The sequence below is a fragment of the Aeromicrobium sp. Leaf350 genome, from assembly GCF_916858655.1.
Lineage (GTDB): Bacteria > Actinomycetota > Actinomycetes > Propionibacteriales > Nocardioidaceae > Aeromicrobium.
Window position 1 is genome coordinate 444,768 of record NZ_CAKASL010000002.1, and the last position, 12,057, is coordinate 456,824.

The 12,057-nt window shown below is 72.0% G+C and carries 10 protein-coding genes; 3 read left to right on the forward strand and 7 right to left on the reverse strand.

Annotated features, from left to right (window positions below; translation table 11 throughout):
* Positions 1-14 precede the first annotated feature (14 nt).
* From LO931_RS11130 to LO931_RS11140, 3 genes are read right to left on the reverse strand one after another with little or no spacing between them, the layout of a single operon-like run.
* The gene (locus LO931_RS11130; protein ID WP_229053667.1) at positions 15-1,181 is read right to left on the reverse strand and encodes a cystathionine gamma-synthase; all 1,167 of its coding nucleotides are present in this window, start codon (positions 1,179-1,181) and stop codon (positions 15-17) included.
* A complete protein-coding gene (locus LO931_RS11135; RefSeq protein ID WP_229053668.1) occupies positions 1,178-2,557 on the reverse strand; it encodes a cystathionine beta-synthase in 1,380 nt (459 codons plus the stop codon). Before LO931_RS11135 ends, LO931_RS11130 begins: the two co-directional genes overlap by 4 nt.
* A 7-nt stretch (positions 2,558-2,564) precedes the next feature.
* A complete protein-coding gene (locus LO931_RS11140; protein ID WP_229053669.1) occupies positions 2,565-3,773 on the reverse strand; it encodes a lipopolysaccharide biosynthesis protein in 1,209 nt (402 codons plus the stop codon).
* Between the two features lie 40 nt (positions 3,774-3,813).
* Between LO931_RS11140 and LO931_RS11145 the strand changes: the two genes are divergently transcribed.
* Both LO931_RS11145 and LO931_RS11150 read left to right on the forward strand, forming a co-directional pair.
* Positions 3,814-5,535 (forward strand): hypothetical protein, encoded by a 1,722-nt coding sequence (locus LO931_RS11145; protein ID WP_229053670.1) that lies wholly within the window; start codon positions 3,814-3,816, stop codon positions 5,533-5,535.
* A 45-nt stretch (positions 5,536-5,580) separates the two neighbouring features.
* A complete protein-coding gene (locus tag LO931_RS11150) occupies positions 5,581-5,745 on the forward strand; it encodes a hypothetical protein (protein ID WP_229053671.1) in 165 nt (54 codons plus the stop codon).
* On the opposite strand, the gene LO931_RS11155 is transcribed toward LO931_RS11150, so the two are convergent.
* The 3 genes from LO931_RS11155 to LO931_RS11165 are packed head-to-tail and all read right to left on the reverse strand — an operon-like array spanning position 5,726 to position 9,175.
* Positions 5,726-7,060 carry a DUF6716 putative glycosyltransferase gene (locus LO931_RS11155; RefSeq protein ID WP_229053672.1) on the reverse strand — a complete coding sequence of 445 codons (1,335 nt, stop codon included), beginning with the start codon at positions 7,058-7,060 and terminating at the stop codon, positions 5,726-5,728. The two genes, LO931_RS11150 and LO931_RS11155, sit on opposite strands and share 20 nt — an antisense overlap.
* Complete coding sequence (locus LO931_RS11160; protein WP_229053673.1) at positions 7,057-7,947, reverse strand: N-acetylneuraminate synthase family protein; 891 nt, start codon at positions 7,945-7,947, stop codon at positions 7,057-7,059. The genes LO931_RS11155 and LO931_RS11160 overlap by 4 nt, the downstream gene beginning before the upstream one ends.
* Entirely contained in the window at positions 7,940-9,175 is a 1,236-nt protein-coding gene (locus tag LO931_RS11165; RefSeq protein WP_229053674.1) for an acylneuraminate cytidylyltransferase, read from the reverse strand. Before LO931_RS11165 ends, LO931_RS11160 begins: the two co-directional genes overlap by 8 nt.
* Before the next feature lie 205 nt (positions 9,176-9,380).
* Between LO931_RS11165 and LO931_RS11170 the strand changes: the two genes are divergently transcribed.
* Positions 9,381-10,616, forward strand: coding sequence for a DUF6716 putative glycosyltransferase (locus LO931_RS11170; RefSeq protein ID WP_229053675.1), 1,236 nt, complete (start codon positions 9,381-9,383; stop codon positions 10,614-10,616).
* A gap of 283 nt (positions 10,617-10,899) precedes the next feature.
* Here the strand turns inward: LO931_RS11170 and LO931_RS11175 are convergent, their stop codons facing one another.
* A complete protein-coding gene (locus LO931_RS11175) occupies positions 10,900-12,018 on the reverse strand; it encodes a glycosyltransferase family 4 protein (RefSeq protein WP_229053676.1) in 1,119 nt (372 codons plus the stop codon).
* Positions 12,019-12,057: the final 39 nt, after the last annotated feature.

Here is a 12,057-nt window from a genome sequence, read left to right on the forward strand (position 1 = left end):
CGCGTTCCGTTCGCTCAGCGCAGGGCCTGGTCGAGGTCGGCGAGCAGGTCGACGACGTCCTCGATGCCGACCGACAGGCGGACGAGGTCGTCCGGAACCTCGAGGGCGGAGCCGGCGGTGGAGGCGTGCGTCATCGCGCCCGGGTGCTCGATGAGCGACTCGATGCCGCCGAGGCTCTCGGCCAGGGTGAACAGCTGGACGCGCCGGCACAGGTCGAGGGCCGCCTCGCGGCCTCCCGTGAGGCGGATCGAGATCATCCCGCCGAAGCGGCGCATCTGCCGCGCCGCCACGACGTGGCCGGGGTGGTCGGGCAGACCGGGGTACAGGACCTGCGCGACCTTGGGGTGGCGCGTCAGGTCGTCGACGACGGCCTCGGCGTTGGTGCAGTGCTGCTCCATGCGCACCGCGAGCGTCTTGGCGCCACGCAGCGTCAGGTAGGCGTCGAAGGGCCCGGCCACCGCGCCCGCGCCGTTCTGCAGGAATCCGAAGCCCGCGTCGAGCTCCTCGTCGGACGTCAGGAGCGCTCCGCCGACGACGTCGGAGTGACCGCCGACGTACTTCGTCGTGGAGTGCAGCACGACGTCGGCGCCCAGCGCGAGCGGCTGCTGCAGGTAGGGCGAGGCGAAGGTGTTGTCGACCACGAACCGGGCCCCGGCGCTCTGCGCGATGCTCGAGATCGCGGCGATGTCGCCGATCGAGAGCAGCGGGTTGGTGGGCGTCTCGATCCAGACGACCTTGGTCGCGGGGGTGACGGCCGCTGCGATCGCGTCGAGGTCACCGACCGCCGCAGGGGTGTAGGTGATGCCCCACTGCGAGAAGACCTTGTCGATCAGGCGGAACGTGCCGCCGTACGCGTCGTCGGGGATCACGATGTGGTCGCCGGGGCGCAGCAGCGTGCGCAGGGCGGTGTCGGTGGCGGCCATGCCGGAGGCGAACGCCCGCCCGTGGGCGGCGCCCTCGAGCGACGCCAGGGCCCCCTCGAGCGCCGTGCGGGTGGGGTTGCCCGTGCGGCCGTACTCGAAGCCGTCGCGCAAGCCGCCCACGCCGTCCTGCGCGAACGTCGAGCTCGCGACGATGGGCGGGTTCACCGCGCCGTGCCCGGGGTCAGGCGTGTACCCGGCGTGGATCGCGCGGGTGGCGAAGCCCTCGGCCTCGAGACGCTCCGTCGACTCGTCGCTCATACGTGCACTCCCAGCAGGTCGTGGCGGGTCAGGACGCCGAGCGGCTTGCCGTCCTCGATCACCATGACGGCGTCGTTCTCCGAGAGCAGCTCCTGGGCCGCGTCGAGCCTCTCACCGGAACCGAGGAGGGGGAGCGGCGGTTCCATGTGCTGGGACACGGGATCGGTCAGCTGCGCACGGCCCTCGTAGACCGCGCTCAGCAGGGCGCGCTCGCTGACGCTGCCCGCGACCTCGCCGATCACGACGGGCGGCTCCGGACCGACGACGGGCATCTGCGAGACGCCGTACTCGTGCAGGATGCTGATCGCGTCGCGGATGGTCTCCTGCGGGTGCGTGTGCACCAGGTCGGGCATCTCGCCGGACTTGCGGCGCAGCACCGCGCCCACGGTCGGGGTGGGGGAGCGGGTCGGGTCCAGCGGCTCGCGCAGGAAGCCGTAGGAGCTCATCCAGTCGTCGTTGAAGATCTTCGAGAGGTACCCGCGGCCACCGTCGGGCAGCAGCACCACCACGACCGCGTCGGGTCCCTCACGCTCCGCGACCTGCTGGGCAGCCACGGCCGCCATGCCACAGGAGCCGCCGACGAGAAGTCCCTCCTCACGGGCGAGACGCCGCGTCATGTCGAAGGAGTCGGCGTCGCTGACGGCGATGATCTCGTCGGGGATGCTGGGGTCATAGGCACTGGGCCAGAAGTCCTCGCCCACGCCCTCGACGAGGTACGGACGACCGGTGCCGCCGGAGTAGACCGAGCCCACCGGGTCGACGCCGATCACCTTCACGCGGCCCTCGGAGACCTCCTTGAGGTACTTGCCGGCACCGCTGATGGTGCCGCCCGTGCCGATGCCCGCCACGAAGTGCGTGACCCGGCCGTCGGTGTCGGCCCAGATCTCCGGGCCGGTCGTCTCGTAGTGCGACTGCGGGCCGGCCGGGTTGGAGTACTGGTCGGGCTTCCACCCGCCCTCGGTCTCGCGCACCAGACGGTCCGAGACGTTGTAGTAGCTGTCGGGGTGCTCGGGCGGGACGGCCGTGGGGCACACGACGACCTGGGCGCCGTAGGCCATCATCGTGTTGCGCTTGTCCTCGCTGACCTTGTCGGGGCACACGAAGATGCAGCGGTAGCCGCGCTGCTGGGCGACGATCGCCAGGCCCACCCCGGTGTTGCCGGAGGTCGGCTCGATGATCGTGCCGCCGGGCTTCAGCTCACCGGACTGCTCGGCCGCGTCGATCATCTTGACGGCGATGCGGTCCTTGGCGCTGCCGCCGGGATTCATGTACTCGATCTTGGCCGCCAGGACGCCGGCACCGGGTGCGACGACCCGGTTCAGCCGCACCAGCGGCGTGCCGCCGATGAGGTCGGCCACGTGGTTCGCGATGCGCATGGCTCCATCATGCCCCCGGCGTGCTCACCTGCGTCCGCGCGGTGGGGGCGACGAGCACGAAGGCCACGAGCAGCAGGGCCACGACCGTCACGCTGCCCACCAGGCCGACGATCCCGACCTGCAGCACGGCGACGGCCACGACGAGCGAGGTGAGGGCGATCCAGACCGACGTCACGATGCCGTGGGCGTGGCGCGCGATGGCCTCCCACACCAGCAGGTTGACGATCGAGAGCAGCGATCCGGCCAGCACGAACATCCACAGCCGGTCGGCGATCTCGGCGTACTGGTCGCCGCCGACGGCGACCAGGGCGAGCCGGGGGAGGAGCGCCGTCGCGACGGTCGCGAGGAGTCCGAGGCCCGCCACGCCGAGCACGGCCAGGTGCCGGGAGCGGGACGTCTCGTCGCGGGCGAGCAGCGGGAAGAACACGATGGTCACGAACTGCGGCAGGAAGACCGCGGCCTTCGACAGGATCAGGCCCGCGCTGTAGAGGCCCGAGTCGTGCGGGCTCAGCAGCAGCCGGGCGAGAAGGGCGTCGGCGTTGCTGAGCGCGTAGTAGGCGAGCAGGGCGTGCGAGCCGAGCACGGCCTCACGCACGAACGGCCGGCGACTGGTCCGCGGGCCGTCGGACGACCCGCGCAGCTGGGACAGACCCATCAGCACCGGCACCCAGCCGCCGATCGCCATGCCGATCAGGCAGGCAGTCACCGACGGCTCGATCGCCATCGCGGTGCCGGCGAACAGCAGCCGCCCGAGGCCGTTCGCGAGATAGATGAGGGACAGGTCCCGCCACCGCTCGGCGCCCTGGGCGACTCCGGCCATCGCTCCGACGATCGTGAAGGGCACCAGGGTCGCGCCGGCGAGCAGCCCTGGCCAGATCGACCCCAGCTCGAGCGGCCCGCTCAGGATCGCGCTGGCACCTCCGACCACCAGCCCGGTGCCGGCGGCGACGCCGAGGGCGACGCGACCGACGGTGTTGATCGTGGCGTCCTGGTGGGCCCGATCGACCGCGATGCGTCGAGCGGTCACGGCCTGGAGGCCCAGCGAGACGACCGTTCCGATCTGCATGATGCCGAGCAGCGCCGTCACGGCGCCGAGATCGGCCGGCACGAGCAGCCGGGCGGCCAGGATCGTCGTGGCGTAGACGGCGACGTTCGACCCGATCATGCCGGCGGCGACGGCGGTGCTGCCGGACAGCATCCCCCTGGCTCGGCTCACGGCCCCACGGTAGAGGACGTCCGGGTCTAGGGTGAGCGCCGTGATGCAGCGGTGGCGCGACCTGGTCGTGGTGCAGTGGTCCCTGCTGCTCGCCCTCGTCGTGGCCCTGCCGTGGCGCGGCCCCGGATTCCTGCTGTCGTACGACATGGTCTGGATCCCGCACTGGACGCTGGAGCGCGAGGACCTGTGGGGCGTCGGCAGCGCGGTCCCACGGGCCGTTCCCTCGGACGGGGTCGTCGCCGTGCTCTCCGAGGTCGTCGACCCCGTGGTGCTGCAACGGGTCGTGCTCATCGGCGCGATCGCCCTCGGCGGCGTCGGTGCCGCACGGCTGCTCGACCACTGCGGTCTCGGGGTGCGGCTCGTCGCGGCGACCTACGCGCTCTGGAACCCGTTCGTCGCCGAGCGCCTCGTGCTGGGCCAGTGGCCCGTGCTCGTCGCGCTGGCCTGCTTCCCGTGGATCGTCGTCGCGGTGCGTGACCCGAAGGCGGTGCGAGGCGTCGTCCTGACGCTCGCCCTGGCCGGCACGGCGCTGTCGATCGCGACGGGCCTCATGGGCCTGGTCGTGGCCCTGGTCGCCGGGTGGCGCGCCGGCGTGCTCCGCATCGCGGTGCTGGGCCTGCTCGTGAACGCGCCGTGGATCGTCGCGACCGTGGCGCGGTTCGAGCCCGTGACCAGCGACCCCGGCGGTGTGACGGCCTTCGCCGCCCAGCCCGAGGGACCGCTCGGACGTCTCGGCGCGCTCGCGTCCCTAGGGGGCATCTGGAACACCGAGGTCGTGCCCACGTCACGCACGTCGGTGGTCACGGCGGTGCTCGTCGTCGTCCTCCTCCTCGTGGTGGCGCTCGGCGCCGTGCGCTGGTGGCGCACCGACCGTCGTCTGCTCGTGCCGCTCGCCGTCCTCGCCGTGCTGGGCCACGCCCTCGCCGCCTGGGGCTGGCTCGCGCCGGGCACCCTCGAGGACCTCATCGCCTGGCAGGGCGCGGCCGGCGTGCTGCGCGACGGCACGCGCTACCTCGCCCTCGCCGTGCCGTTCCACGCGCTCGCGCTGGCTCACGGTGCCGGCTACCTCGGCACGCGCGTCGCGGCCCTCGCCGAGGACGTCCGCTGGTCGACGGTCGGGGTGGTCGCGGTGCTGGCGCTCCCACTCGCCGCTCTCCCAGACCTGGCCAACGGGGTGGGCGGACGCCTCACGCCTGTCGAGTACCCGGACTCCTGGGACTCGGCTGCCGCGACGATCGAGGCCAGTCAGGTGCCGGGCGACCTGCTGGTGCTGCCCTTCGACCCCTACCGCGCGCCCTCGTGGAACGACGGGCGCAGCGTCCTCGACCCGGCCGGGCGGTACTTCGACCGCGAGACGGTCGTCGACGACGCGCTGACCGTCTCCGGCGTCACGCTCGCCTCCGAGAACCCCCGAGCGATGGACGTCGCGGTTGTGCTGGACGACCCGCTTGCGACCACCGCCGACCTCGCACGCCTCGGCATCGGCCTGGTCGTGGTCGACGTCGAGGCGCCCGGGGGCGACGTGCTCCCAGCCGCCGTCGGCGGTGCACGCGAGCTCGGAGCGGCCTCGGACGACCTGCGCGTGCTGGAGATCGACGGTGCCCGACGCATCGCCGGCACCGAGGAGGTGCGCACCGCCGTGACGGTCGCCTGGGGCCTGGCCGCGCTGACCGTCGGCCTGGCCCTGCTCCTGGCGCTCAGCCGGTTGCCGCGGCGCCTGCGCGCCGCGGCCCGCGCACTCTCGCGGCCGTACGGGGAGTGACCTCGCGACTGGTATCGTGATCTCCGTCATAGAGAGGGAGAAAACGTGACACTTCCGAAGCGTTCCATCGCCATCGTTGCCTTCGCCGTCGGCCTGCTCCTCGCAGGTGCCACGGCCTACGGCATCGGTCAGTCCGTGCAGACGGCGTCGAGCTCAGACGGAGGGTCTGGCTCCGACACCGTGCAGTCGGTCAACTACGGCTCGAACTGACGCTGGGGCCCGCCCCACGGTCAGCAGGACCTGTCTCAGCCGGTCCGGAGTCGCCCATCGGGGCGGTCCGGGCCGGCTTGAAGCGTCGTGACACCACCCACGAGCTGCGCGACACGCGGAGCGCGATCGCGACGACCCCTCGTTCGACGACCCGCATGACGGGTCCGGAGTCCCCGGCGAACGCCTGGTGGCGGTAGAAGAGCATCGTCACCCGCTTGCGCAGCCCGTCGGGCGCCGTCGGGTACGGGGCCAGTCCCTCGCGCTCTCGCTGCTCGAGCAGGGCGGCGAGCTCGGTGAGCCACGTGTCGTCTGCCGGGTCGTGGAAGTAGTTGTCGGCCTGCCAGGCGGGATCCGGGTGGTGGAAACGCCCCGCGACGAGCTCCGAGGAGTCGTGCAGCAGGCCGCTGTCCTCGAAGACGAGGTTGATCTGGCGTGCCTCGACGCCGAAGTCGGTCAGGGCGAGGGCCGGCACGCCGGAGGCCACGGCCTCCAGCAGCGCCGTCGAGCTGACCGTCACGAGCCCCACCGCGCGCTCCAGGTGGCCGGCCATCGGGCCCGACTCCACGACGAGGTTCGGCGGGACGTCGATCTCCGCGAGCAGCGCCGGGTAGGGGTGCTGGTCGGCATGGGTCTGGGGCTCGTCGACCGTGCCCCGCACCTTCACCACGACCTCCAGCTCGGGGTGGGCACGCGCCGTGCGCACGAGCGCGTCACGCATCCGCACGCGGTCCTCGCGCGTCTCGGGCACGAGCGCCTGAGCCGCGAACACGATCCGCGAGCGCGGCAGGGATGCCGGGCCCTGGGCGGAAGGATGAGCACAGTCCGGGAGGAACGGCAGCCGCGCGAGTGCGTACCGGTGCGGGATGTCGAGGGCCCGGCTCGCCTCCGCGAAGGCGCGGACCTCGCGGTGGCTGTGCAGCACGAAGAGGTCGACCGAGCGTCGGAAGCCGAGCCCGTACGGCAGCACGGGCAGGGCGATGCCCGGCAGGCCGCTGACGATGACGGGGCGGTCGGGACGGTTGTCGACGGCGAGCTCGACGACGGTCTGGACCGCGAGTCCGCGGGCGGCGGTCACCAGCACGTCAGGGCGCCACGTCTGCAGGATCGTGCGGACGTCCTCCAGGCCCACCCGCTCGATCGTGTCGGGCTCGATGACCGTTCCCGCCACGGCCTCGGCCACCTGTCGCGCCGAGGGCTCCGCCGAGCCCCGCGCGATGGCGAAGCGGACGTGCCACGAGGGCGGCACTCGACCAGCGAGTGCCGCCCCCCACTTGACGTAGGAGTCCGAGTCCGTGAGGACCAGGACGCGTGTCACGCCGTCGGTGCGGGTGCCGGCTCGCGACGCAGGCGCTTCATGGGGGCCTCCTCGCCCGGCATGATGCGCTTGACGCCGTCACCGAACGCCATCTCGAGGATGCGGATGTCGCGCACGAGGCTCATGAAGCCGTGCGGCTCCAGGCTCGCGGCCTGGTCCGATCCCCACATCGTGCGGTCGAGCGTGATGTGACGCTCGACCGAGCACGCGCCCATCGCGACCGCGGCGAGCGAGATCTGCAGACCCGGCTCGTGGCCGGAGTAGCCGACCGGCACGCCGTAGCGCTGCTGCAGCGTGTGGATCATGCGGAGGTTGGCCTCCTGCGCCGGCAGCGGGTACGTCGACGTCGCGTGCATCAGCACGAGGCGGTCGGTCGAGAGCGTCTCGACCGCACGGTCGATCTGCTCCAGGGTGCTCATGCCGGTCGACAGGATGATCGGCTTGCCCGTCGCGGCCAGCGCGCGCAGGAGCTCCAGGTCGGTGACGGAGGCGGACGCGACCTTGTGGGTCACGACGCCGAGGTCCTCCAGGAAGTCGACCGAGGGCACGTCCCACGGCGACGCGAACCACTCGACGCCCTTGCCGTGCGCGTACTCGGCGATCTCGAGGTACTGGTCCTTCTCGAACTCGACCTTGTAGCGGTAGTCGAGGTACGTCATCTCGCCCCAGGGGGTCTCCCGGATCGTGTCCCGCATCGCCGGCGGCGTGGAGATCTCCGGCGTGCGCTTCTGGAACTTGACCGCCTGGGCGCCGGCGAGCGCCGCGACGTCGATCAGCTTCTTGGCGACGTCGAGGTCACCGTTGTGGTTGATGCCGATCTCGCCGATGACGTAGGTGGGGCGCTTCGGGCCGACGATCTCGCTGCCGATCTGCTGCCATTCAGCCATGGTCTCGTCCCTCTCGATGGTGTGACGTGGTCCCCGCGAGCACGCGATCGGCGAGCTCGCGGACGACTCCGTCGCCGCCATGGCGTCGGAGCACGATGTGGGCCGCATGGAGCGCGGCGGGGTGGGCGTCGGCGACGGCGACCGGGAAGCCCACGAGGCGCAGGCAGCCGATGTCGTTGACGTCGTTGCCCAGGTAGGCGATGTCGGTCAGTGCGAGGCCGCGCTCGGCGGCCCAGGCGCGAAGAGCGGTCGGCTTGTCGTCGCAGCCGTGGATGACCTCGACCCCGAGCTTGGCCGCCCGGGCGGCGACGACGCCGTTGGTCTCGGTCGACAGGATCAGCAGCTCGATGCCGGCCTTCTTGAGCATCGAGACGCCCATGCCGTCGGAGCGGTTGACCGTGACGGACTCGATGCCGTTCTCGTCGACCGTGACGCGGTCGCTCGTGTGCACGCCGTCGAAGTCGGTCACGACCGCCTTGACCCGCAGCGGGGTGGGGCGGCTGGCCTCGCGGTGGGCGAGGGCGAGCTCGGCGAGCGAGAAGTCGTCGGTGGTATCGATCTCCATCGCGTCGGCCGGGTCGACCTCCACCATGTGCAGGCGACCGAAGAAGCGGTGGTCGTGCTCGAGGAATCCGCGCGTGCGCATCGCGTAGAACGCGCCGGTCTCGACGAACTCGGGGGAGCGGTCCTGGCGGCGCAGGCGGGTCGAGGAGTCGTGGTTGATGCCGACCGGACCGTCCTCGCTCGTCGTCCACAGGTGGGCGTGGCTGGGGGCGACGCTGAAGGCGACGTCGGCGAGGTCCTGCTGCACCACGGAGATCGCGCGGTCCACGTCGGCGGGCTCGATGAAGGGGCTCGTCGCCTGCACGAAGACGGTGACCTCGGGGACCGAGCCGTAGCTGCCGAGCTCGTCGAGGGCGTGCCGCAGGGCGGACTCCGACGACGCCAGGTCGCCGGCGAGCCGGCGGGGACGGTCGATCACGAGGGCGCCGTAGCCGCGGGCGGCGTCGGCGATCTCCTCGTCGTCGGTGGAGACGATGACCGCGTTGATGCCGCGCACCTCGCGCAGCGTGCGCACGGCCCGACCGATCAGCGGTTCGCCCCCGAGCTCGCGCAGGTTCTTGCGCGGGACGCCCTTGGAGCCTCCCCGGGCGGGGATCACCGCGACCACGCCGCCCGTGGACTCCACGGGGGTTGCCGGCGAGGGAGCCGGGGCAAGGTGGGTCATGTTTCGGCACGCTACGAGCGCCCGACGTCCGCGCGATGAACGGCACGGCAACCCGCGGCGAACGAGCGCACGAGGCATCGAAATCCTTGCTAGGACTGGCATTTACGGCGTGTTCACGGCGTGTCGCGGCGGGATCGGGGAACGTTCGGTGAACGGTTCGCGGCACGACGGCGTCCTCGGCGGATCCGCCCGTACCGTGGGGAGAATGACGACTCCGCGCGCGCTGCTGATCGCCGCCTACGACTCCCAGCTGAAGTGGTGCTCGTCGTTGCGCACCGAGCTGGCCGAGCGGGGCTTCACGTGCGAGGCGGTGGCCCCGTCGGACCTGAAGTCCGCACTGTCGCCGACACAGATCGCCGACGCCGGGTTCGACCACGTCGACCTGCGGCCGTGGGACGAGATCGTGCGCGATGCCGCGGGCTGTGACGTGGTGGTGGTCGCGCTCGCCGGTCCGCTCGTGCAGCGGCTCTGTCACGACCTGGCGGAGCAGCTCGAGAGCTCGCGCGAGGTCGGACCGGTGCTGGTGTCCGGCTGGGTCGGCATCATCATCGAGAAGATCACGGCCGGCTACCTCGACCGCGCCTGCACCGACGTCGTGGCCGTGAACTCGGGCGCGGACCTGCGGCACTTCGCCGAGGTCGGCGCCGCGCTGGGCATCGGCAGCGAGAACCTGGTGCTGACCGGGTTGCCGTTCCTGTCGAGCCGACCGGCGGCGCCGCGTGCTCAGCGCCCGCCCCGGACGGTGCTGTGGGCCGACCAGCCGACCGTGCCCGCAGCTCCGCGCGAGCGCCGCCACGTCTACGACCGCCTCATCGCCTACGCGGAGCAGCACCCGGACCGCACGGTGATGCTCAAGCCGCGGCACCGTCCGGGCGAGGACACGTTCCATCGCATGAAGCACCACCCCGAGGACGTGCTCGAGGGAGTGCCGACGCCCGAGAACTTCGCGATCGTCTACGACCCGATCACGCAGCTCCTCGACGACACCGACCTGCTGCTCACGGTCTCCTCGACCGCGTGCCTCGAGGCGCTCGACCGCGGACTCGACGTCGCGCTCGTCGCCGACCTCGGGATCCACGAGCGGTACGGCAACCAGGTGTTCCTCGACAGCGGTCTGCTGCGGACCTTCGAGCAGGTCGCGGCCGACGAGATCGGCTCGATGTCGGACAGCTTCCGCGACAGCTACTTCGGCGGGCGGGACCTCCCGCCCGCGCAGGTGCTCGCCGACCGCGTCGAGAAGCTGCTGGCGACGGCGGAGCGACCCTCGCGCGACGTCTGGGCCAGCACCTACGTGCGCGGCGTGTGGGCGGCCCGCGACGCCGTGGGCGCCTCGGCGCCGTCGCGGCGTGCGCCCCTGTGGCGCCGGGTGCCGTCCGCCGGGCGCCGGAAGGTCGTGCAGGCCACGGGCGACGTGCGGCGGCTGGTCAGACGCGCACTGTAGGTGGGTGGGGGACAAGCGGCACGGACGAGGGTGCGGTCGGGCCGCCGCCGTTCGGCTGACCGTCGTTGGGGACCGGCAATGATGCATCGAGGGCCCTCTGGCTACCCCGAAGCATCATGCCCGGCCACTGACCGAGAAGCGATGATGCATGCGGGTTGTGATCGCTGCCGCAATGCATCATCTCCGGTTACGCCACGGCGGGCGGAGGGCGAACGAGAGCCGGAGCCCACCGCTCCTGGTCCATGCCGCTTGTCGGATCCGACGGGAGCGGTCAGGTGCGGACCTACTCGCCAGCGGCGCGGGCGATCTCCTCGGCGAAGCGGGACTGCGACGCCTCCCAGGACAGGGAGGCCGCCTTGGTGCGGGCGCCGTCACCGAGGAAGCGCCGCCAGCTCGGGTCGGACAGGATGTCGTGGACCGCGGAGGTGAGCTGCTCGGGGGTGTCGACCAGGATGCCGGTGTCCTTGTGGTCGATCGACTCCTGCGTGCCGCCGGCCGACGCGTAGGCGACGGTGGGGGTGCCGTGGAGGCCGGCCTCGCCGACGACGAGGCCCCAGCCCTCCTTGAGCGACGGCATCGCCATGACCCAGGCCTCGGCGAGCAGACGGTGCTTCGTGGCGTCGTCGACGAAGCCGTGGAAGGTGACGCGTGCGGCCACGCCTCGGGCCTCGGCGTGGGCGCGGAGCTCGTCGGCCCACCAGCCGTCGCCGGCGACGTCGAGAGTCAGCTCCGGGTGGAGGTCGGCCAGGTCGGCGAGCGTGTCGATCGCGTGCTCGACCTGCTTGTGCGGGACCAGGCGCCCGAGGACGCACAGCCGCGGCGTGGTGCTGCGCGGGCCGCCCAGGCGCGGCGCGGGGATCGTGCCGTTGTGCACGATCGCGATGCGGTCGCGGTCGACGCCCAGGTCGACCAGCTCCAGCCGCGTCGCCTGCGAGACCGTGACGTAGCGCGAGCGGCGGTACAGCCGCGGCGCGAGCCGGCTCTCGATCCACCAGCCGACGCGGCCGACGAGGCCGGGGTAGACCACGGGCCACTGCTCCCGGTGCACGTGGTGCAGGAGCACCACGACGGGCTTGCGGGTGGCCCAGCGGGTGAAGAACGGCAGACCGTTCTGCACGTCGACGACGACGTCGACGCGGCCGTAGCGACCGGTCAGCAGGCGGGCGAAGATGTGCAGGTACACGCCGAACTTGGCGCCGCTGCGGACGAAGCGCACCCCGTCGATCGTCTCGTCGGCGGGGGAGCCCTCGAAGCCGGCGGCCGCGATCGTGACGCGGTGCCCGCGCTCGGCGAGGCCGCGAGCCATCTGCTCGACGTAGAACTCGGAGCCGCCACCCTCGGGGTGGTGCGTGTCGCGCCAGTTGCAGAACAGCACGTGCATGGTGATGGGGTTCTCCCTCAAGAACACTGCGCATCCGAGTCCCTCAACTCGGCGCCGGTC

Bases quoted from the DNA above. Each gene is read 5' to 3' on its own strand.
- LO931_RS11130 (WP_229053667.1), bottom strand. From the start codon at position 1,181: ATGAGCGACGAGTCGACGGAGCGTCTCGAGGCCGAGGGCTTCGCCACC.
- LO931_RS11135 (WP_229053668.1), bottom strand. From the start codon at position 2,557: ATGCGCATCGCGAACCACGTGGCCGACCTCATCGGCGGCACGCCGCTG.
- LO931_RS11160 (WP_229053673.1), bottom strand. From the start codon at position 7,947: ATGGCTGAATGGCAGCAGATCGGCAGCGAGATCGTCGGCCCGAAGCGC.
- LO931_RS11165 (WP_229053674.1), bottom strand. From the start codon at position 9,175: ATGACCCACCTTGCCCCGGCTCCCTCGCCGGCAACCCCCGTGGAGTCC.
- LO931_RS11170 (WP_229053675.1), top strand. From the start codon at position 9,381: ATGACGACTCCGCGCGCGCTGCTGATCGCCGCCTACGACTCCCAGCTG.